At 72.6% G+C, this 20,588-nt stretch carries 21 protein-coding genes and 3 tRNA genes; 10 read left to right on the top strand and 14 right to left on the bottom strand.

Annotated features, from left to right (window positions below; translation table 11 throughout):
* Nucleotides 1-15: 15 nt before the first annotated feature.
* Genes KUV85_RS10815 through KUV85_RS10825 form a run of 3 tightly spaced genes read right to left on the bottom strand, consistent with a single transcriptional unit; the run spans nt 16 to nt 1,448 of the window.
* Nucleotides 16-465, bottom strand: a complete 450-nt coding sequence (locus tag KUV85_RS10815) for a GNAT family N-acetyltransferase (RefSeq protein ID WP_219959903.1) — start codon at nt 463-465, stop codon at nt 16-18.
* Nucleotides 462-854, bottom strand: coding sequence for a Fur family transcriptional regulator (locus KUV85_RS10820; protein ID WP_219959904.1), 393 nt, complete (start codon nt 852-854; stop codon nt 462-464). Before KUV85_RS10820 ends, KUV85_RS10815 begins: the two co-directional genes overlap by 4 nt.
* A 51-nt stretch (nt 855-905) precedes the next feature.
* Entirely contained in the window at nt 906-1,448 is a 543-nt protein-coding gene (locus KUV85_RS10825; RefSeq protein ID WP_219959905.1) for a GNAT family N-acetyltransferase, read from the bottom strand.
* A gap of 74 nt (nt 1,449-1,522) precedes the next feature.
* Between KUV85_RS10825 and KUV85_RS10830 the strand changes: the two genes are divergently transcribed.
* Complete coding sequence (locus KUV85_RS10830) at nt 1,523-2,182, top strand: PaaI family thioesterase (RefSeq protein ID WP_219959906.1); 660 nt, start codon at nt 1,523-1,525, stop codon at nt 2,180-2,182.
* A 14-nt stretch (nt 2,183-2,196) separates the two neighbouring features.
* Here KUV85_RS10830 and KUV85_RS10835 read toward each other — a convergent pair whose 3' ends face one another.
* Complete coding sequence (locus KUV85_RS10835) at nt 2,197-3,717, bottom strand: NAD(P)/FAD-dependent oxidoreductase (protein WP_237690127.1); 1,521 nt, start codon at nt 3,715-3,717, stop codon at nt 2,197-2,199.
* 193 nt (nt 3,718-3,910) lie between these two features.
* Here KUV85_RS10835 and KUV85_RS10840 point away from each other — a divergent pair, with 193 nt between their 5' ends.
* The gene (locus KUV85_RS10840; protein ID WP_219959907.1) at nt 3,911-4,300 is read left to right on the top strand and encodes a CrcB family protein; all 390 of its coding nucleotides are present in this window, start codon (nt 3,911-3,913) and stop codon (nt 4,298-4,300) included.
* The gene (locus KUV85_RS10845) at nt 4,297-4,623 is read left to right on the top strand and encodes a fluoride efflux transporter FluC (RefSeq protein WP_219959908.1); all 327 of its coding nucleotides are present in this window, start codon (nt 4,297-4,299) and stop codon (nt 4,621-4,623) included. The genes KUV85_RS10840 and KUV85_RS10845 overlap by 4 nt, the downstream gene beginning before the upstream one ends.
* Before the next feature lie 16 nt (nt 4,624-4,639).
* Here KUV85_RS10845 and KUV85_RS10850 read toward each other — a convergent pair whose 3' ends face one another.
* The 3 genes from KUV85_RS10850 to KUV85_RS10860 form a co-directional block, all read right to left on the bottom strand.
* Nucleotides 4,640-4,996 carry a metallopeptidase family protein gene (locus KUV85_RS10850; RefSeq protein ID WP_219959909.1) on the bottom strand — a complete coding sequence of 119 codons (357 nt, stop codon included), beginning with the start codon at nt 4,994-4,996 and terminating at the stop codon, nt 4,640-4,642.
* Between the two features lie 91 nt (nt 4,997-5,087).
* A tRNA-Asp gene (locus KUV85_RS10855) sits at nt 5,088-5,164 on the bottom strand.
* Between the two features lie 72 nt (nt 5,165-5,236).
* Nucleotides 5,237-5,309: transfer RNA gene (locus tag KUV85_RS10860), tRNA-Glu, on the bottom strand.
* 77 nt (nt 5,310-5,386) lie between these two features.
* Here KUV85_RS10860 and KUV85_RS10865 point away from each other — a divergent pair.
* From KUV85_RS10865 to KUV85_RS10885, 5 genes are all read left to right on the top strand, one after another.
* Nucleotides 5,387-5,460: transfer RNA gene (locus KUV85_RS10865), tRNA-Phe, on the top strand.
* An 88-nt stretch (nt 5,461-5,548) separates the two neighbouring features.
* The gene (locus KUV85_RS10870) at nt 5,549-6,922 is read left to right on the top strand and encodes a hypothetical protein (protein ID WP_219959910.1); all 1,374 of its coding nucleotides are present in this window, start codon (nt 5,549-5,551) and stop codon (nt 6,920-6,922) included.
* A gap of 52 nt (nt 6,923-6,974) precedes the next feature.
* On the top strand, nt 6,975-8,087 hold the full coding sequence (locus KUV85_RS10875; RefSeq protein WP_219959911.1) for an alcohol dehydrogenase family protein: 1,113 nt from the start codon (nt 6,975-6,977) through the stop codon (nt 8,085-8,087).
* Nucleotides 8,074-9,108 carry a proline racemase family protein gene (locus KUV85_RS10880; protein ID WP_219959912.1) on the top strand — a complete coding sequence of 345 codons (1,035 nt, stop codon included), beginning with the start codon at nt 8,074-8,076 and terminating at the stop codon, nt 9,106-9,108. Before KUV85_RS10875 ends, KUV85_RS10880 begins: the two co-directional genes overlap by 14 nt.
* Before the next feature lie 196 nt (nt 9,109-9,304).
* Nucleotides 9,305-10,399, top strand: a complete 1,095-nt coding sequence (locus tag KUV85_RS10885) for a Glu/Leu/Phe/Val family dehydrogenase (RefSeq protein WP_219959913.1) — start codon at nt 9,305-9,307, stop codon at nt 10,397-10,399.
* A 45-nt stretch (nt 10,400-10,444) separates the two neighbouring features.
* Here the strand turns inward: KUV85_RS10885 and KUV85_RS10890 are convergent, their stop codons facing one another.
* The 5 genes from KUV85_RS10890 to KUV85_RS10910 all read right to left on the bottom strand — a co-directional run bounded on the left by KUV85_RS10890 (nt 10,445) and on the right by KUV85_RS10910 (nt 15,286).
* Nucleotides 10,445-10,648 (bottom strand): DUF3073 domain-containing protein, encoded by a 204-nt coding sequence (locus KUV85_RS10890; RefSeq protein WP_219959914.1) that lies wholly within the window; start codon nt 10,646-10,648, stop codon nt 10,445-10,447.
* Between the two features lie 166 nt (nt 10,649-10,814).
* Nucleotides 10,815-11,897: a phosphoribosylformylglycinamidine cyclo-ligase gene (gene purM / locus KUV85_RS10895; RefSeq protein WP_219959915.1), complete on the bottom strand. Its 1,083-nt coding sequence runs from the start codon at nt 11,895-11,897 to the stop codon at nt 10,815-10,817.
* Between the two features lie 13 nt (nt 11,898-11,910).
* On the bottom strand, nt 11,911-13,371 hold the full coding sequence (purF, locus tag KUV85_RS10900) for an amidophosphoribosyltransferase (protein WP_219959916.1): 1,461 nt from the start codon (nt 13,369-13,371) through the stop codon (nt 11,911-11,913).
* Nucleotides 13,372-13,573: 202 nt separating this feature from the next.
* Complete coding sequence (locus KUV85_RS10905; RefSeq protein WP_219959917.1) at nt 13,574-14,908, bottom strand: dipeptidase; 1,335 nt, start codon at nt 14,906-14,908, stop codon at nt 13,574-13,576.
* 9 nt (nt 14,909-14,917) lie between these two features.
* Nucleotides 14,918-15,286: a sterol carrier family protein gene (locus KUV85_RS10910; RefSeq protein WP_219959918.1), complete on the bottom strand. Its 369-nt coding sequence runs from the start codon at nt 15,284-15,286 to the stop codon at nt 14,918-14,920.
* Nucleotides 15,287-15,337: 51 nt separating this feature from the next.
* Between KUV85_RS10910 and KUV85_RS10915 the strand changes: the two genes are divergently transcribed.
* Nucleotides 15,338-16,369 carry a hypothetical protein gene (locus KUV85_RS10915; protein WP_219959919.1) on the top strand — a complete coding sequence of 344 codons (1,032 nt, stop codon included), beginning with the start codon at nt 15,338-15,340 and terminating at the stop codon, nt 16,367-16,369.
* On the opposite strand, the gene KUV85_RS10920 is transcribed toward KUV85_RS10915, so the two are convergent.
* Nucleotides 16,370-16,957 carry a winged helix-turn-helix domain-containing protein gene (locus KUV85_RS10920; protein WP_219959920.1) on the bottom strand — a complete coding sequence of 196 codons (588 nt, stop codon included), beginning with the start codon at nt 16,955-16,957 and terminating at the stop codon, nt 16,370-16,372.
* An 82-nt stretch (nt 16,958-17,039) separates the two neighbouring features.
* On the opposite strand from KUV85_RS10920, the gene KUV85_RS10925 reads away from it, so the two are divergent.
* Nucleotides 17,040-18,287 (top strand): MFS transporter, encoded by a 1,248-nt coding sequence (locus KUV85_RS10925; protein ID WP_219959921.1) that lies wholly within the window; start codon nt 17,040-17,042, stop codon nt 18,285-18,287.
* Nucleotide 18,288: 1 nt separating this feature from the next.
* Here the strand turns inward: KUV85_RS10925 and purL are convergent, their stop codons facing one another.
* Complete coding sequence (gene purL, locus KUV85_RS10930) at nt 18,289-20,565, bottom strand: phosphoribosylformylglycinamidine synthase subunit PurL (RefSeq protein WP_219959922.1); 2,277 nt, start codon at nt 20,563-20,565, stop codon at nt 18,289-18,291.
* Nucleotides 20,566-20,588: the final 23 nt, after the last annotated feature.

Genomic DNA, 20,588 nt, shown 5'->3' on the forward strand with positions numbered 1-20,588 from the left:
CCGACGCTCGGCCGCTCACACGGGCGGGCCCGCCTCGCGCCGCATCGGGCGGTGCGGGATGCCGTCCTCGAGGAACTCCGGGCCGTCGACGGTGAAGCCGAAGCCGGCGTACCACCCGGTCAGCGGCGACTGGGCGTCGAGGACCGTCGGCCGCTCGCCCGCGCTGGCCAGTGCCTCCTGCATCATCTCCTCGGCGAGGCCCTGCCCGCGCAGCGTCGCGGCGAGCACGACCCGGCCGATGCGTACGGTGCCGTCGGCCTCCTCGAGGAGCCGGACGCAGCCACCGACGTCGTCGCCGCGCCACAGCACCACGTGGCGGGTGCCGGGCTCGAGGTCGCGCCCGTCCAGGTCGGGGTAGGGGCACTCCTGCTCGACGACGAAGACGTCCTGCCGCAACCGCCAGACCTCGTACGCCGTGCGGACGTCGAGCTCGTCGAACCCCAGCACCCGCAGCTGGACGCTCATCGACAGCTCGCGCAGACGCCGAAGAGCTCGATGGTGTGGCTCACGTCGGTGAAGTCGTGGTCGTCGGCGATGGATCGGGTCCACTGCTCGACGGTCGGAGCGGCGATCTCGACGGTGCGTCCGCAGCTGCGGCACACCAAGTGGTGGTGATGGTGCGGGCTGCACCGGCGGTAGGTCGCCTCGCCGTGCTCGGTGTGCAGGACGTCGACCTCGCCACCGTCGGCCATCGACTGCAGCGCGCGGTAGACCGTCGCGAGCCCGACCTTGTCACCGACGTTTCGGATCTCGTCGTGGATCTCCTGGGCACTCTGGAAGTCCTCGGCACGCTCCAGGGCGTCGGTGATCGCCCGCCGCTGGCGCGTCGGACGGGTCGCAGGCGTGGCGGCCACGGTGTCCTCCCGGGGTCGGCGTCGTCACACGACGGTGGTTGAGACTGGTTCTCATCCTACCGTGATCCAGTAGCGCTCCTTGGTGCCGCGCACGTCCTCCAGCACGCCGCCGGCCGCGCGGATGGTGCCGCGTGACGCGGCGTTCTCGGCATCGCAGGTCACCAGGACGCGCTCGATGCCCAACGCACCGGCACGGCGTACGCCGGCCGCCAGCGCCCGGCGCGCATGGCCCTCGCGCCGCCGGGAGGGCCGCACCGAGTAGCCGATGTGGCCGCCCTGGTCGAGCAGCCACTCGTTGAGCTCGTGGCGCAGGTGGAAGAAGCCGAGCACCTCCCCCGATGCGCCGTCGGCGATCCAGTAGTAGGTGGAGGCGACGCGCGTCCCGGCCGGGTCGGCCGACTCGGCGGCCAGCTGGGCGGCGACGAAGTCGCCACAGCCGGCCTCGGTGGCCACGACCTCGGGCATGTGCCACTCCCCCGAGCCGTGCATGGCCCCGGGGTGGCGGAAGTCGAGCACGGTCGCGGCCCAGCTCTGGTGCAGCCGGACGTCGGGCCGGACCAGGGCGGTCGGCGACGTGGAGCGCGTCGTGGTCATGGGCGGCATCCCACCACGCGGCGGTCGCGTGAGCGAACCGATTCCGACAGGAGAACCTGTTCTAGGGTTGGCGCATGAGCCGGTTCCAGATCGACGAGGCCACCGACGAGGAGATCGCCCGGGAGGAGGCCCTCTACGGCCCCTTCACCGACGCGGTCCGCGACCTCGTCGACGCCACGATCCGCACCCTCGTCGCCCCCGACGAGATCCGGCGCGCGCAGGCCGAGGTCGAGGCGATCACCGCCCGGCTGCGGGCCGAGCAGCTCCCCGGCTCCTACGGCGTGAAGTTCCGCGAGGACGGCCACGGACGTCCGTGGGGCAACGCGGTGATGGGGCTGCGCAACCCGATCGCTCCCCCACTGGTGGTGGAGAAGCTCGAGGCCGGCCGGGTCGCGACCGACGTCGAGCTCGGCGCGGCGTACGAGGGTCCGCCCGGGCTGGTCCACGGCGGCGTCGTCGCACTCGTGCTCGACCAGCTCCTCGGCCAGGCCGTCAGCTCGGGCGGACGACCCGGGATGACGGGGACGCTCACGCTCACCTACCGCCGCGGTACGCCGTTGGGTCCCCTGCGCGGCGAGGCCTGGATCGAGCACCGCGACGGCATCAAGACCTGGGGCCGCGGCCGCCTGCTCGACGGCGACGGCGAGGTCACCGCCGAGGCCGAGGGCGTGTTCATCCTGCCCCGCTGGGCGCGCGACCTCCCCGAGGCCGAGCACGTCTCCTACTTCGAGTAGCGCCGGGAGACGCCTCAGGCGCCGATGTGGACGCCGCGCTCGTTGGCGTCGGAGAGCCGCGACTCCTCGGCGGCCTGCGCCTCGAGCTCCTCGCGGCGGCGGTGCTCGGCGTCGGCGTCGAACTGCCCCGGGTCGGAGACCAGGTCGCTCGCCCCGCGCTCGAGCCGCTGCAACGCCACCCGGGCGAAGATCTGCTGCTCGGTGGTGGTGCGCTCGGACCGGTCGCGGCCGATGAAGGAGATGAACCAGTGCATCACCGCGGTCACACGGTTCTTGAAGCCGGTGATGTAGAAGAGGTGCACGACCAGCCACATCAGCCAGGCGATGACGCCGGTGAGCCGCAGCTTGCCGACCATCGCGACGGCCCGGAACCGGCTGATGATGGCCATCGAACCCTTGTCGAAGTACTTGAACGGCTCCTGGGCGGGCTTGCCCTTGACCCGACCGTCGATCTCCTTGGCGGCGTACTTCGCGCCCTGGATCGCGACCTGTGCGACACCGGGGAGGTTGTCCAACGAGATCATGTCGCCGACCACGAACACCTCCGGGTGGCCCGGCAGCGTCAGGTCGGGGTTGACCGAGATGCGACCGGCTCGGTCCAGGCCGGCGCCGGACTGCTCCGAGAGCGTCTTGCCGAGCGGGCTGGCCTGCACACCGGCGGCCCACACCTTGGTGATGGCGTCGATGCGCTCCTCGGTGTCGTCCTTGTACTTCACGACCAGGCCGCGCTCGTCGACGTCGGTCACCATCGCGCCGAGCTTGACCTCGACACCGAGGCCGCTGAGCTTGTCCTCGGTCCAGTCGCCGAGCTTCTTGCCGAACGGCGGCAGCACCTGCGGCGCCGCGTCGACGAGGATGACCCGCGCCTGCTTGCTGCTGATGGAGCGGAAGTCCTTCTTCAGCGTGCGGTGGGCGAGCTCGGCGATCTGGCCGGCCATCTCCACGCCGGTCGGGCCGGCACCCACGACGACGAAGGTGAGCAGGTGGTCGGTGGACTCGCCACGCTTGGCGGCGAGCTCGGCCATCTCGAAGGCACCGAAGATGCGGCCGCGCAGCTCGAGGGCGTCGTCGACGCTCTTCATGCCGGGCGCGTGCTCGGCGAAGTGGTCGTTGCCGAAGTAGGACTGGCCCGCGCCGGCAGCCACGATCAGCGAGTCGTACGGCGTGACGAGCTCGCGGCCCAGCACGTGCGAGACGACGTGCTGCTTGTCCAGGTCGATGTCGGTGACCTCGCCCAGCAGGACCTGGGCGTTCTTCTGGCCGGCGAGCACCTCACGGGTCGGCGGCGCGATCTCGCCCTCGGAGAGGATGCCGGTCGCGACCTGGTAGAGCAGCGGCTGGAAGAGGTGGTGGGTCGTCTTGGCGATCATCGTCACCTCGACGTCGGCGTTGCGCAGCTCCTTGGTGCCGAACAGGCCACCGAAGCCCGAGCCGATCACGACCACCTGGTGGCGGTCCGATCGCTGGTGGGCCATGCGGTCTGCCCGGTTGCCCTGGTCACGCTGGTCGGCGCCGGCGTTGTCCTTGGCTGCCATGTTGAACTGCCTCCTGCGGCGGACGAGATCCTCGAGCCTGGTGCGTCGGCCGGGCCCGCGCGGGTGGCGCGGACCGCCGACATCGCCAGTATTCCGCCGACACCGCCCCGGGCAGCAATCGTCGGCGGTGTGAGATTGACTGCTCCGCCGACGGCGCCGCGGCTCCGGCCCGCGCGACGCCTACGATCGGCGGGTGATCCCGCCGCGCCTGCTCCTCGCCGTCGCCGCGGGTGGCGCTGCCGGTGCGGTGCTGCGGTACGCCGCGGGCGAGGTCCTTCCCGAGGGCGACGGTGTCCCGTGGACCACCTTCGCGGTCAACCTGCTCGGCGCCGCCCTGCTCGCGGGGCTGGAGCTGCTGGCACCGGCGCGGCGTTCGCGCACCGTGGCGGCCGGCCTGGGGCCCGGACTGCTCGGCGGCTTCACCACCTTCTCGGCCACCTCCGAGCAGGGACGTGCACTGCTGGCGCAGGGTGACCCGGCCCTCGCGGCGGCGTACCTGCTCGGGACGCTGGGCGCCTGCCTCGTCGCGGTGACGCTGGTGGGGCGACTCGCCCCGCCGCTGCCCGAGGAGGACGAGCGATGACGTGGCTGTGGGTGGCGCTGGGTGCGGCCGTCGGGGCGCCGTTGCGCTACGCGCTCGGGCAGTGGCTCGACGGGCGGTTCCACCGCGGCACGCTGGTGGCCAACACGCTCGGCTCGCTGCTGCTGGGCATGACGGTGGGCTGGTCGCTGGACGGTGCCGCGGTGGCGCTGGTCGCGGTGGGCTTCTGCGGCGGCCTGACGACGTACTCCTCCTTCGCCGTGCAGGTGCGCGACCTGCCGCTGCGCACCGCTGTCGCGTACGCCGCCACCACGGTCGCGTTGGGACTGCTGGCGTGCACGGGCGGGTTCCTCCTCGCCCGCTGACCCGACCGGAGCCGGGTCAGCCGTAGCCGAGCTCGTGCAGCCGGTCGTCGTCGATGCCGAAGTGGTGGGCGATCTCGTGCACGACGGTGATGCGGATCTGCTCGACGAGCTCGTCCTCGTCGCGGCAGAAGTCCAGCAGCGGGTTGCGGAAGATGAAGACCTGGTTGGGCAGGCCCGGCGGTGCCCACGCGTCGCCCTCGGTGAGCGCGACGCCGTCGTAGAGCCCGAGCAGGTCCGCCGGCTGGTCGGCGGGCGGCTCGTCCTCCACCAGGACGGCGAGGTTGCGCACCCGCGCGGCGAGCTCGTCGGGGATCTCGTCCAGGGCGCGCTCGACGACCTCGTCGAAGCGTTCGGCATCCATCTCGACCGGCACGCCCCCATTGTGCCGGGGCCGGTCACACCTGACCCGCGGAGCGGTCGTGGCGGAAAAACAACGACGCCCGGACCGTGTGGTCCGGGCGTGCTGGCGACCCCGACGGGACTCGAACCCGCGGCCTCCGCCGTGACAGGGCGGCGCGCTAACCAACTGCGCTACGGGGCCATGTGAAGCGGGAGGAACTCTAGCCCATGCCCGGTGGCCGGAACCAATCGGGAGGCCCTCCCGCTCCTGGAGCACCCCCGACCGGATTCGAACCGGCGCTACCGCCGTGAAAGGGCGGGGTCCTGGGCCACTAGACGACGGGGGCTGGACCGCGCCCCAGCATAGGGGCCGGGAGGTCGCTTTCGGGATTCGGGACCGTCTCCGGTAAGGTTCCGACCGCTCGGGCAGGTAGCTCAGTTGGTACGAGCGTCCGCCTGAAAAGTGGAAGGTCGGCGGTTCGACCCCGCCCCTGCCCACGAGCACGGACGCCCCCGCCCGCCGGCGGGGGCGTTCGCTTTTCCGGCCGCGATGCCGACGCGGCGCGGGTTCTGGTTCACTCAGCCCGTGCACCTACCGACGGGACGCTTCACCGAGGTCGCGCGCCACCGCCCCGTCGCCCCGGTCGCCGACTGCCCGACCATCGCCACGGACACGGCCTCGCGCCCCACGGCGTACGCCGCCCCGTCGGCCGCGATCGAGCTCGACCTCACCGACGCGGCACGCCGGGGCGAGGTCGCGGCCCACCTCACCGACGCCCGCGGCGCCCGGCTCACCGCGCACCTGCGCGACGGCCGGATCGGCCTGAGGATCGCCACCGACCGCACGACGGACCACCACAGTCGGCGCCACGGCCGTGCTCGGCGACCCGAGGCGCTCGCGCTCACGCTGACCGGTCGCCACCTCACCGCACTCACCCGCGAGCAGGGGCGTTGGATCGCGCGTGCCCGCGTCGACCTCGCCCGACGCCTGGTGCCCCACGACCCGGCCTGGCTGGCGGGCCTGGTCAGCGGCTGGTCGGCCGACCCCGGCACGGTGCACGGCTGGCGCGCCGGTGTCTTCGGCCAGCTGGGCCTGCGGGACCTGCGCCTGGTCACCCACGCCAACGGGACGGCGTACCGCGACGACACCGGGGTGCTGCTCTCGGCGACCAGCGCCGGCCCGGGCTTCTTCGACACCGCCCACACCTCGCTGTGGCACCTCGACACCACGACCCACGCGCTGACGCACCGCAGCGACCTGTGGTTCACCCGACCCGACCGGCCGGGGGTGTACGGCGACCACGCCAGCCACGTGGTGCGCGACGGTGAGGAGTGGCTCGTCGCGACGAGCACGTGGGGCGACTTCGCGCTGCCGGGGCGGCGGCCCGACCAGCACGGCAAGCCGTGGGTCGACGTGACGCTGGCCCGGTCCGGTGGCGACCTCGCCGCGGGCACCCACGTGCTGACGACCACGCCGCTGCCGCTGCCCACCGACGGACTGACGTCGGTGGGGGTGTGGGACCCCCACCTGCTGCGGACCGCGGAGGGGTGGCTGGTGGGCTTCGTGAGCGCCCGGAAGTACTTCGAGTTCCACCCCGCACTCGCCGCCGGGCCCGACCTCGACGCGCTGTCGCTGGTCGGTGCGGTCACCGACCGGCGCGAGACCGAGGGCACCACGCTCGTGCCGACCGCGGACGGCGTACGGGTGCTGGCCAGCGACGGGCCACGCAACCCGCGCCGCCTGCGCCGCCGCCACCCCGTCCTGGACCGCGACCTGCGCGAGGTCGGCACGCTCGACGCGCCCTACCTCAGCAACATCGGCTGGCCCACGCTGGTGCCGCCGGGACCGGGTCAGCCGGACTGGCTGATGGTGACCTTCGACGGCACCCCGGCCGGTGGTCGGCTGGCCGGCTACGGGACCCACGGCGACGTTGTGGTCCTTTCATCCACCACCCCCTAGTCTTTTCGGTCCCACGGGTGTCGTGGGAAAGATCGAGCGGGAGGTGAAGCCGGTGTCGGCGATTCCCACCACCATGAAGGCAGTGCAACTGGTCGGCCACGGCGGACTCGACCAGCTGGTCTACCGCGAGGACGTGCCCACGCCTCGCCCCGCCGCCGGCGAGGTCCTCATCGAGGTCACCGCCTGCGGCATGAACAACACCGACGTCTGGGTCCGGGAGGGTGCCTACGGCACCGAGACCGACCCCGCGTCGGTCTCGACCTGGCGTCGCGGGCGCTCCACGCTGGAGTTCCCCCGCATCCAGGGCACCGACACCGTCGGGCGCATCGTCGCCGTCGGTGACGGCGTCCCCGAGGAGCGGATCGGCCAGCGCGTGATGGTCGACTTCAGCATCTACAACCGGCCCGAGGGCGACGAGAGCCTGGCCGACATCGACTACATCGGCCACGGTCGCGACGGCGGGTACGCCGAGTACACGACCGTGCCGACCGAGAACGCCCACGAGGTCGCCTCCGACATCAGCGACGCGGGGTTGGCGACGTTCTGCTGCGCCTACCTCACCGCCGAGCAGATGCTCGACCGCGCCCGGCTCGCCGAGGGCGAGCGCGTGCTGGTCACCGGCGCGTCCGGCGGCGTCGGCTCCGCGATCATCCAGCTCGCCCGCGTGCGCGGCGCGATACCGTACGCCGTCTCCAGCGCCGGCAAGGAGGACGCACTCCGCGAGATCGGTGCCGAGGGCGTCATCCTGCGCGACACCGATGACCTGGTCGCCGAGGTCGAGCGGGTCGTCGACGGCCCCGTCGACGTCGCGGCCGACCTGGTCGCGGGACCGATGTTCAACGACCTGCTGCGCATCCTGCGCCCCGAGGGCCGCTACACCACCGCCGGTGCCATCGGCGGTCCGGTCGTCGACTTCGACCTGCGCACGATGTACCTCAAGCAGCTGGAGATCCACGGCTCGTCCCAGGGCACGCGCACGGCGTTCCGCCGCCTGGTGCGCTACATCACCGACGGCGACATCAAGCCGCTGCTGGACCGGACCTACCGGCTCTCGGACTTCCACGAGGCCCAGCGCAACTTCATGGCCAAGTCCTACATCGGCAAGCTCGTGGTCGTGCCGGACCAGCACTGGGACACCGTGGGGGCGCCGCATGTCGGATCGTGAGCGCATCCTCGAGCTGATCGACACCCAGTCCGGCGGCGACGTCAGCCGGATCGTCACCTCGGGCATCGGCCCCCTGCCGGGCACGAGCGTGCTGGAGAAGCTGCGCTACATCCAGTCCGAGGGCGACGGCCTGCGGCGCCTGCTGCTCTCCGAGCCCTACGGCGACCCGGCCATGTCGGTGGACCTCATCGTCGAGCCGGGGCACCCGGAGGCGCAGGCGGGCTACATCATCATGGAGGCGATGGGGTACCCGATGTACTCCGGCTCCAACACGATCTGCACCGCCACCGCACTACTGCAGAGCGGCGCGATCGAGATGCGGGAGGGCCTGCAGGACGTCGTCCTGGAGTCCCCGGCCGGCCTCGCACGGATCAAGGCCAAGGTGACCAACGGGCGCGTCGAGTCGATCACGACCCAGGGCGAGCCGGCGTACGTCGCCGAGGAGGGGCTCTCGGTCGAGGTGCCGCACTACGGCCGCGTCGAGTTCGACCTGGTGTGGAGCGGCGCCTACTTCGCGATGGTCGACGCGTCGCGCCACGGCTTCACCATCATGGCCTCGGAGGAGATCGCGCTCGCCGCGTTCGGCGACGCGTTCGTGCGTGCGGCGCGTCCGGGACTGCTCCAGGAGCACCCCGAGCTCGGCGACGTCGGACCGCTGCCGTTCGCCCACTTCATGGGGCCGGTGCGCACGCTCGGCGAGGGGCGGCTGGAGTCGCCGTCGGCGACGTACGTCCACCCGGGCGTGATCTGCCGCAGCCCCACCGGCACCGGCACCTCGGCCCGGTTGGCGCTGATGGCGCGCCGGGGCGAGATCGGTGAGGGCGACTCGCTGGAGACGATCTCACCGCGCGGCAACCGGTTCGTCGGCACGGTGATGGAGGACGCGCAGGTCGGCGAGTACGCCGCACTGCACTCGACCATCACCGGTCGCGCCCGGCTGATGGCCCACTCCCGGATCGTGGTCGACCTCGACGACCCGCTCGTCGACGTCTCCGACCTGGAGGGACTCCTCACGCCGTAGCCCGGTGACGAGTCGGCGTGAACTCGGCGAGTTCACGCCGACTCGGCGGTGTCCGGAGCCGAGTTGGCGCCGACTCGGCAAGGTGTGATCCGGCCCACGTGGCGTTAGGCTCGGACCAGAACGGGTCGCACCACCCCTCGCGGCCCGGGACACCCCGCCACCCACCCGCGTGGCACGACCGAAAGCGACACCACCCATGGCTGCTGCAGCACCCCGTTCCACCGACCTGCTCGAGGACCTGCCACACGAGCAGGTCGTCATCGCCAACGATCCGTCGACCGGGCTCCGCGCCCTGATCGCGATCCACTCCACCGCCCTGGGCCCCGCGCTCGGCGGCACGCGCTTCCACCCCTACGCCTCCACCGCCGAGGCGCTGCAGGACGTGCTCGCGCTCTCCCGTGGCATGTCCTACAAGGCCGCGCTCGCCGGGCTCGACCTCGGCGGCGGCAAGGCCGTGATCATCGGCGACCCCGACACCGACAAGTCCGAGGCCCTGCTGCGCGCCTACGGGCGCCACGTGGAGTCCCTCGGCGGTCGCTACGTCACCGCCTGCGACGTGGGCACCTACTCCGTCGACATGGACCACATCGCCCGCGAGTGCCACCACGTCACCGGCCGCACCGTCGCCCACGGCGGCGCCGGGGACAGCTCGGTGCTGACGGCGTACGGCGTCTTCTGCGGCATGCGTGCCGCGGCCGAGTCGGTCTGGGGCGAGTCACCCGACGTGCTGGCCGGCCGCGTGGTCGGCGTGTCCGGCGTCGGCAAGGTCGGCCGCCACCTCGTCGGGCACCTCGTGGAGGCCGGCGCACAGGTGATCATCGCCGACGTCGACACCGAGGCCGTCTCCCGCGTGTGCGACGAGTACCCCGAGGTGCGCGTCAGCGGGTCCACCGAGACGCTGGTGGCCGAGCAACTCGACGTCTACGCGCCGTGCGCGCTGGGCAACGCGCTGACCGACCCCGTGGTCGAGCAGCTCAGCGCCAAGCTCGTCTGCGGCGGCGCCAACAACCAGCTCGCCCACCCCGGCGTGGAGAAGCTGCTGGTCGAGCGCGGCATCGTCTACGCGCCCGACTACATGGTCAACGCGGGCGGACTGATCCAGGTCGCCGACGAGCTGGAGGGCTTCTCCTTCGACCGCGCGCAGCAGCGCGCGAGCGGCATCTACGACACCACGCGGATGGTGCTGCAGCGCGCGGCGAGTGACGGCGTACCGCCGGCGATCGCCGCCGACCGACTGGCCGAGCAGCGGATGCGTGAGGTGGGACGCCTGCGCAACGTCTGGCTCCCGTGAGCCGATGCCTCGGGGTCCGGCCGGACCGGGCCCCGAGGCCGCAGGTCAATCGCGCGGGTTCGGCGAACTGGGGTCGGCGAACTCGGCCCACTTCTCGAGTTCGTCGTCGTCCTCGTCCACCGGCGGCGGCTGCTGGTCGGCATCGCCGTGGAGTTCACGTGCCAGCGCGTCGAAGTCCGTGTCGTGAGTGCGGTACTTCAGATCGCGGGCAACCTTGGTCTGCTTGGCTTTCGCTCGGCCGCGGCCCATTGGGTCCAGCCCCCTCGCACACTTTGGCCGGGACCGGCACGGGTCCCGGGCTAGGTCGTCATCTCTCTCGTGGGTGCAACGCTACCTGTTCGATGGCTGTTCCCGCACTTCCGGTGCCGATTTTCGTGTGCGTGCCGCGAGCACCGCGAGAGGGGGGCGCGGAGGGTCACCAACCGGGGTGCTGACCGGTGAGCGAGACGGTGCCGGCCTGCTCGGGGTCGACGGCGACCTCGCCGGCGACCCACGCCTCGATCTCGTGGGCGGCGAGCACCGCCAGGGCGGCGTCGACGGACTCCGGAGCGGTGAGCGCGACCATGCCGACACCGCAGTTGAGCGTGGCCTCCAGGTCGGCCTGCTCGACCCCGCCGACCCGGCGTACGAGGTCGAAGATCGGCTGCGGCGTCCAGCTGGCGCGGTCGAGCGTGGCGCCGAGCTCGGTCGGCATGACGCGGGCGAGGTTCGCCGCCAGTCCCCCGCCGGTCACGTGGGCCATGGCGTGGGTCTCGGTCTCGCGGGCGAGCGCCAGCGCGGCCTTGGCGTAGACCACCGTCGGCTCGAGCAGCTCCTCGCCCAGCGTCCGGCCGAACTCGGCCACGTCGCGGTCGACGGCCCACCCGGCCTGGTTGAAGAAGACGTCGCGGGCCAGGGAGTAGCCGTTGGAGTGCAGGCCGCTGGAGGCCATCGCGATCGCCACGTCGCCGGGGCGCACGCGCCCCGGGCCGAGCAGGTCGTCGGCCTCGACGACACCGGTGGTGGCGCCGGCGACGTCGTACTCGTGGGGCGAGAGCAGGCCCGGGTGCTCGGCGGTCTCGCCGCCGACCAGCGCGCAGCCGGCGGCGACGCAGGCCTCGGCGATGCCCTTGACGATGGCGGCGATCCGCTCGGGCACGACCTTGCCGGTGGCGATGTAGTCGGTCATGAACAGCGGCTCGGCACCGCACACGACCAGGTCGTCGACGACCATGCCGACCAGGTCGTAGCCGATGGTGTCGTGGACGTCCATCAGTTGCGCGACCGCGACCTTGGTGCCCACGCCGTCGGTGGAGGTCGCCAGCAGCGGGCGGCGGTACGCCGTCAGCGCGGTCGCGTCGAAGAGCCCGGCGAAGCCGCCCAGACCGCCCAGCATCTCGGGGCGGCGGGCCTTCTCCACCCACTCCTTCATCAGGTCCACGGCCGTGTCGGCGGCGGCGATGTCGACGCCGGCGCGGGCGTAGGCGTTCTCGGCAGCGTTGTCGACGGGGTCAGCCACGTGCGGACGTCCTTCAGGGGTTGTTGACGACGGGCAGGGACCGGTGGGTGCCGGGACCCTGCAGGCTCACCTCGAGCAGGTGCTTGCCCAGCATGCTCTCGTCGGGCAGGTCGACGGGGTAGTCACCGGTGAAGCAGGCGGTGCACAGGGTCGAGGCCTCCTGGCCGGTGGCCTGCACCATGCCGTCCAGCGAGATGTAGCCGAGGCTGTCGGCGCCCACGCTGGCGGCGATCTCCTCGGCGTCGAGGCCGTTGGCGATGAGCTCGGCACGAGTGGCGAAGTCGATGCCGAAGAAGCAGGGCCACTTGATCGGCGGACTGGAGATCCGCACGTGCACCTCGAGCGCACCCGCCTCGCGCAGCATGCGCACCTGCGCGCGCTGGGTGTTGCCGCGCACGATCGAGTCGTCGACGACCACGATCCGCTTGCCGCGGATCATGTGCTCCAGCGGGTTGAGCTTGAGCCGGATGCCGAGCTGGCGCAGCGACTGGCTGGGCTGGATGAAGGTGCGGCCGACGTAGGCGTTCTTCACGAACCCCTGGCCGAAGGGGATGCCGCTCTCGAAGGAGTAGCCGGTGGCGGCGGGGATCCCCGACTCGGGCACCGGGATCACCAGGTCGGCCTCGACGGGGTACTCCCGGGCCAGCTCGCGACCCATCTCCACGCGCGCTTCGTGGACGCTGCGCTCGTTGATGCGCTCGTCGGGGCGGGCGAGGTAGACGTACTCGAAGACGCAGCCACGGGGCCGGGGCTCGGCGAACTGGTGGGAGCGCAGGCCGTCGGCGTCGATGACGATCATCTCGCCGGGCTCGACCTCGCGGACCACGCTCGCGCCGATGGTGGCCAGGGCGGCCTCCTCGCTGGCGACGACCCAGCCGCGCTCGAGCCGGCCGAGCACCAGCGGCCGGAACCCCTGCGGGTCGCGGGCGGCGTACAGGGTGTCCTCGTCCATCCAGGTGAAGCAGAACGCGCCGCTGAGCTGGCCGAGGACCTCCAGGGCGCGCTGCTCGAGCGAGGTGTCGGGGTGGTGCGCCAGCAGCGCCGTGACCAGGCTGGTGTCGTTGGTGGAGGACTCCAGGCTGTGGGCGTGGATGTCGAGCTCGCCGTCGTCACTGGGCAGCGCCGCGACCTGCTCGGCGAGCTCGTGGGTGTTGACCAGGTTGCCGTTGTGTCCCAGCGCGAGCGAGCCGTGGCCGGTCGGCCGGAACGTCGGCTGCGCGTTGGTCCACGTGCTGGCCCCGGTCGTGGAGTAGCGGCAGTGGCCGATCGCCACGTGGCCGGCGAAGGAGTCGAGGGTGGCCTCGTCGAAGACCTGGGAGACCAGGCCCATCTCCTTGTAGACCAGGATCTGTCGGCCGTTGCTCACCGCGATGCCGGCCGATTCCTGGCCGCGGTGCTGCAGCGCGTACAGACCGAAGTAGGTCAGCTTGGCCACGTCCTCGCCGGGCGCCCAGACGCCGAAGACTCCGCACACGGGTGGCAGCCTACCGGCGGTGGGGCGTCACGACCGCATCGACCAACCTGTGCCGGTCGGGCCAGGGCTGGCTCGGAGCCGCAGAGCCCCTGCGCCACGCACGGCACGTTCGGTCGGCCGAACCGCCGGTGACGCACCGCGCGTGTCTCCGGCGATGCTCCACCGAGCCAGCCCTGGCCCGACCGGCACAGACCGTGGTGCGTCAGGAACCGAGATTGCGCAGCAGCAGGGCCTCGGCGTGGAGGACCTTCTCCCACTCGGCGAGGTGGAGGCCCTCGTTGGCGCCGTGGGCGCGGGTGTCGGGGTCCTCGACGCCGGTGACGAGCACGCTGGCCTGCGGGAAGGACTCCAGGAACTCGGCGATGAACGGGATCGACCCGCCCACGCCCATGTCGATCGGCTCGGTGCCGTCCCAGGCCTCGGTGAACGCCGCCCGCGCCGCGTCGTACGCCGGACCCTCCGCGTCGATCGCGATCGGCTCGCCGCGGTCGAGCAGGGTGGTGGACACCTCCGCACCCCACGGCGCGTGCTCGGCGAGGTGGCGCTCGAGGCAGGCGATGGCGTTGTCGGCGCTGTCACCGGGCGCGATGCGGACGGTGATGCGCGCCCGGGAGCTGGGCGTGAGGGTGTTGGAGGCGCCGTCGACCTTGGGGGCGTCGATGCCGGTGACGGTGACGGCCGGCTTGGTCCACAGCCGCTCGACCACCGAGCCGGTGCCGATCCACTCCAGGCCCGCGATCGCGCCGGACTCGGCGCGCAGCCGCTCCTCGGGGTACTCCACGTCGGCGGCCGGACCGCTGGTGAGGCCCTCGATGGCCGGCGTGCCGTCGGCGTCCCACAGCGAGTCCAGCAGGCGCACCATCGCCATCAGCGCGTCGGGCTGCAGCCCGCCCCACATGCCGGAGTGGACCGCGTGGGTCAGCGTGCGCAGCTCGACGTCCATCCGCACCATGCCGCGCAGGCCGGTGGTCAGGGCGGGCACGCCGATGTCCCAGTTGCCCGAGTCGGCGATGACGATGACGTCGGAGCGCAGCCGGTCCTCGTACTGCTCGAGCAGGTCCGGCAGCGTCGCGCTCGCGACCTCCTCCTCGCCCTCGATGAAGAGGCGGACCGTGACGGGGAGGTCGTCACCGAAGGCGCGGATCGCAGCGAGGTGGGTGACGATGCCGGCCTTGTCGTCGGCGGCACCGCGACCGAAGAGCCGGCCGTCGCGCTCGGTGGGCTCGTACGGCGCGCTGTCCCAGTCGGCGGGGTCGTTCTCGGGCTGCACGTCGTGGTGGGCGTAGAGCAGCACCGTGGGGGCGCCCTCCGGTCCCTTCTTCTCACCGATGACGGCCGGCGGGGCGCCGTCGAAGGCGCGCACGATCTCCACGTCCACGCCCTCGGCGGCGAAGAGGTCCGCGGTGGCCTGCGCACTGCGCTCGACCTCGCCGTGGCGGGCGGGGTCGGCACTCACGGACTCGATGCGGACGAGGTCCTCGAGGTCCTTGCGGAGACCGGGCAGCAGGTCGGTGATGGTGGCACGCAGGTCGCTCATGACCGCAGGTTAGCGGCCGTTCACCAGCGGGAGGTAGGCCGCGAGGTCGGTGCGCTCGCCACTGGCCACGACCCGGCCCTCGGCGAGCGCCGCGTCCCAGCCGAGCGCCCCGGTCGCGAGCGCGATCCAGGTCGCCGCGTCGGTCTCGACCACGGCCGGCGGCGTGCCCCGGGTGTGGCGCACGCCCTCGATCACCTGCGCCGCGGCGTACGGCGGCACCCGCACCTCCACCGCGCGGCCGGGCGCCCGGTCGGCGAGCACGGCCAGGAAGTGCTTGGTGAGCAGCTTCAGGTCGGCCCGCTCGGCCCCGCCGTCCCCGACACGGCCGAGCGCGGAGGCGACGTCGGCGGGGTCGGCGATACGGAGACGCGCGGGCACCCGGCGAGCCTACGGGACCCACGGGACGCCTCGATCGGTGACAATGGCCGCATGCTCCCCCGCCGCGCGCCGTTCGCGACCTGCCTCGCCCTCGTCGTGGCGCTGGGCGTCGCCGGGTGCGGCGAGGAGGAGGCCGCACCGCCGGGCCAGGTGATCGCTGCCCAGGGCGACGAGCAGCTCACCGACGGCACCAGGGCGACGCTGCTGGTCCCCACCGGGATCCTGCAGGTCTTCACCGGCGACGCCGTCGACACGCTGGCGCCGGACGAGACCCGCGAGCGTCGGGAGTACGACGCCCCCGCGGGCACGGCGTACGTCCCGATCGCGTGGCGGCTGCGCGCCGGCCGCTTCGGCAAGGTGGCCGACTACGTCGACACCGAGGCCGTGCCGGTGGTCGACCTGCTCGTCGGCGAGGACAGCTACCGCCTGCCGCCACCGAACCGCAACGGGGAGTTCCGCTCCTTCTACGTGCTCGCGGATGAGGCGCCCGACGCCCGGCTGCGCGTCACCTTCGACGGGGTCGCCCAGAGCCTCGACCTGCGCACCGGCGATCGCGAGCCCGGCGAGGCGCGGGCGCTCTACCGGCTCCCGAAGAAGCTGGCACCGGACACGTCGCGATGCAGCGACGCCGCCGAGTTCGACCTGCCCCGCGGTGTCGCGGAGTACGACTGCCGCCTGACGGGCCCGCTGCTGCTGCCCTACGCCGCGGGCGCGTGGGCACCGGCGGGGTCGCAGTGGCTGGTGGTCGACCTGCGGACCACGCTGACCCGGATGGCGCAGGCGGCGCCGACCGGTGGCGGCGGAGCCTACTGGGCGGCCGACGAGGTGACGACGACGCTCCGTGCCGGCGGCGAGGGCCCCGAGACCGTGCGGTCGCTGCGGATCCCGGCGGGCGAGTGCCCCACGGCGACCACCAAGGAGTGCGGGTACGCCGCGATCGCGACCTTCGAGGTCGCCGACGACCCACCGGAGGCGCTCGAGGTCACCCACGAGTACCACCTGCTGCGCGGGCCGACGTACGGCGGCTTCACGCCCAAGCGGCAGCGCACGGTCACCGCGACCGCCACGCTCGGGCTGGACTGATCACTCCTCGGTGGCCTCCGGCAGCCCCGGGTAGGGCTGGAGGAGCTGGAGGAGCGAATAGGTCTCGCGGTCGTCGGGCTCGTCGCTCCCCCGCGCCGTGGCGTTGCGGTCACGCCAGCGACCGATGACGTCGTTGAGCTCGGTCGCGAGCTCGTCGGCCTCCTCGGGGGTGAGCCGCAGTGAGTGCTCGGAGACGTTCTTGCGCTCCACTCGGTCCCCCTCGGGGCGGGAGAAGGCCTGCTCGACGAGGTGGTGACCCCAGGCCACCGCACTACGCCGGAACACGGTGTACGCCGCCTTGCCACCCGGCTGCGCGAGCATGTCCTCGGTCCGGAAACTGATGCCTTCACGGTCGACGAGACGCCACACCCGGTCGCGCCTGTCGCGCGCCGCCTCGGGGTCCTCCTCGACCAGCTCGTACTTCGCGAGCTGGCGCAGGTGGAAGCTCGCCTGGTTGGCGGGGATGTCCAGCAGGCGTGCGATGTCGGCCGCTCGCAGGGACCCGGCGGCGGAGAGCTCGTGCAGCACCCGGTTGCGGGTCGGGTGGGCGATGGCCCGCAGCACCCGCGGGTCGTCGTAGGTGGCCATGGCGGCAGCCTAGCCGAGTTGCGCACACATTGTTGCGCAAGAACCATTGCGCAATGTTTAGTGCGCATCATATCTTGCACACATGCCCACCTACCGCTCGCTGGCGCACAACCGCGACTTCACCGCACTCTGGATCGGCGCCACGGTCTCCGAGCTCGGCTCCCGGGTCTCCACCTTCGCGATGCCCCTGGTCGCCTATGCCATGACGGGCTCGGCCTTCTGGGCCGCGACCGCCGAAGCCGTCTACCTCGGCGGTCTCCTCCTCACCCTGCTCCCGGCAGGCGTCCTCGCGGACCGCTGCGACCGGCGCCTGCTGATGCGCGCGTCCCACGGCACCGGGGCCGTGGTCTACGCCTCGCTGGTCGTCGCCGGCGTCCTCGGGTCGCTGACCCTCCCCCACCTGCTGGGCGCGGCGCTGCTCACCGGCCTCGCGGCCGGGCTCTTCCAACCCGCCGAGACCTCGGCCATCCGCACCGTCGTCTCGACCGAGGAGCTGCCGACCGCGCTCAGCCAGCAGCAGGCCCGCAAGCACGTCGCGGGCCTCCTCGGCGGGCCGTTGGGCGGCGCGCTGTTCGGCATCGCGCGCTGGGCGCCGTTCGCCGGCGACGCGATCTCGTACGCCGCGGGCTGGCTACTGCTGGGCCGCATCCGCGCCGACCTCGCCGCCCCGCGGCGCTCCGACGCCCGGCCGGTGCGGGACCTGCGCGAGGGCGTGCGGTTCACCTGGCACCACCCGCTGTTCCGGGTGCTGCTGCTGTGGACCCCGCTGGTCAACCTCACCGTCAACGCGCTGTTCTTCGTCGCGCTGCTGCGGCTGATCTCCGCCGGCTTCCCCGCCTGGCAGATCGGGCTCGTCGAGGCGGTCATCGGCTGCTGCGGCATCCTCGGCGCCCTCGCCGCCCCCTGGCTGATCGAGCGACTGCCGACCGGGCACCTCACGGTCCTCGTCGCCTGGAGCTTCGTGCCGCTCGCCGTGCCCCTGGCCCTGTGGAACCACCCGATCGCGATGGCCGGCGCCGCCTCGATCGGACTCTTCCTCAACCCCGCGGGCAACGCCGGGATCGGCGCCTACCGGATGGCGATCACCCCGCCCGAGCTGCTCGGCCGGGTCCAGTCGGCGATGCAGTTCGTGTCGATGCTGGCGATGCCGCTCGCCCCGATCGTCGCCGGCGGCCTGCTCGCCATCCTCGGCGGCCGCGACGCGGTCCTCGCCCTGGCGGCACTCACCGCCGCCAGCGCGCTGATCCCCACCTGCGCCCGCACCGTGCGGACGCTGCCCCGCCCCGACCGGTGGCGGACCGGGGAGGTGCCGAGCGCGGTACCGGCGTGAGTCAGCCCTCGAGCGCCGCGGGGAGCGTCGCGCTCCACGCGGTGCGCAGCTCCTCGACCGGGACCTCGAACTGGCCCTCCACGGCGAGCACGTCCCCGCCGGTGACGCCGATCTCGGTCACCGTGACGCCGTGCCGGGCCGCGAGGTCGACCAAATGCTGGCCGTCGTGCAGGTGCGTGGTGACCAGGACGCGCCCGGCCGACTCGCTGAACAGCGACACGAACGGGTCGTCCGCCACCGCCACCCGGGCCCCGATGCCCGACTGCATCGACGCCTCCGCCAGCGCCTGCGCGAGGCCGCCGTCGGCGAGGTCGTGGGCCGACGTCGCGACGCCGACCAGGTCGGCCAGCAGCGCACCCAGCGCCTGCTCGGCGGCCAGGTCGACCACGGGCGGCCGGCCACCGAGGTGGCCGTGGACGGTGTGGGCCCACTCCGAGCCCGACAGCTCCTCACGGGTCTCGCCGAGCACGAAGACCCGGTCGGCGGGCGCGACGAACGCGCTCGGGGTGCGGCGGCGTACGTCGTCGATGACGCCGAGCACCGCCACCACGGGCGTGGGGAGGATGGCGGTGTCACCGGTCTGGTTGTAGAGGCTGACGTTGCCGCCGGTGACGGGGATGCCCAGCGCGAGGCAGGCGTCCTTGAGGCCGCGGCAGGCCTCGGCGAACTGCCACATCACCCCCGGGTCCTCCGGGGAGCCGAAGTTGAGGCAGTCACTGACCGCGAGCGGGCGGGCCCCGCCGGTGGCGACGTTGCGGTGCGCCTCGGCCAGGGCGAGCTGGGCGCCGGTGTAGGGGTCGAGCTTGGCGAACCGGCCGTTGCAGTCGGTCGCGACCGAGACGCCGAGGTGGGTCTCCTCGTCGACCCGCACCATCCCCGAGTCAGCGGGCTGCGCGAGCACGGTGTTGCCCAGCACGTAGCGGTCGTACTGGTCGGTGATCCAGGACTTGTCGCACAGGTTCGGGCTGGCGACCAGGCGCAGCAGGGTGTCGCGGAGCTCCTCCCCCGACGTCGGCCGCGGCAGCGCCTCGGCGGCGTCGGCCCGGAGCTCGTCCAGCCACTCCGGCCGGGAGAAGGGGCGCTCGTAGGTCGGCCCCTCGTGGGCGACGGTGCCGGGCGGTACGTCGACCACGGTCGCGCCGTGCCAGTCCACGACCAGCCGGTCGCCGTCGGTGACCTCGCCGATCACCGCCGCGTCGACCTCCCACTTGGCGCAGGTGGCCAGGAACGCGTCGACGTCGCCGGGCTCGACGACGGCCATCATCCGCTCCTGGCTCTCGCTCATCAGGATCTCCTCGGGCGACAGCGTGGCGTCGCGCAGCGGCACGAGGTCGAGGTCGACGTGCATGCCGCCGTCGCCGGCACTGGCGAGCTCGGAGGTGGCGCAGGACAGCCCCGCGCCGCCGAGGTCCTGGATGCCGGCGATCAGGCCGGCGCCGAAGAGCTCGAGGGTGCACTCGATGAGGAGCTTCTCCATGAACGGGTCGCCGACCTGCACGCTGGGCCGCTTGGCGGGGCCGTCCGCGTCGAAGGTCTCACTGGCGAGGACCGAGACGCCACCGATGCCGTCACCGCCGGTCTTGGCGCCGTAGAGGATGACCTTGTTGCCGGCCCCCGACGCCTTGGCCAGGTGCAGGTCCTCGTGCTTGAGGACGCCGACGCACAGCGCGTTGACCAGCGGGTTGCCCAGGTAGGTCTCGTCGAAGACCGCCTCGCCGCCGATGTTGGGCAGGCCCAGGCAGTTGCCGTAGCCCCCCACGCCCGCGACGATGCCGGGCAGCACGCGGTGGGTGTCCTCGGCGTCGAGGGGCCCGAAGCGCAGCGGGTCCATGACGGCGACCGGACGCGCGCCCATGGCGAGGATGTCGCGGACGATGCCGCCGACGCCGGTGGCCGCGCCCTGGTGCGGCTCGACGTAGGAGGGGTGGTTGTGCGACTCGACCTTGAAGGTGACGGCGTACCCCTGGCCGATGTCGAGGACGCCGGCGTTCTCGCCGATGCCGGCGAGCATCTTGCCCACCGGCGTCTCCTGGGGGATCTCGGAGAACTGCTTCAGGTGCACCTTGGAGGACTTGTAGGAGCAGTGCTCGCTCCACATCACCGAGTACATCGCCAGCTCCGAGCTGGTCGGGCGGCGGCCGAGGATCTCGCGGATCCGCTGGTACTCGTCCTCCTTCAGCCCCAGGTCGGCCCAGGGCTGGTCCCGGTCGGGGTCGCCCGTCGCCGCGGCGACGGTGTCGAGGCCGGTGGGGACGCTGTCGGTGCTGGAGTCGACCACGCGCACAATCTATCGGCGTCCCC

The organism is Nocardioides panacisoli, from assembly GCF_019448235.1.
Taxonomy (GTDB): domain Bacteria; phylum Actinomycetota; class Actinomycetes; order Propionibacteriales; family Nocardioidaceae; genus Nocardioides; species Nocardioides panacisoli_A.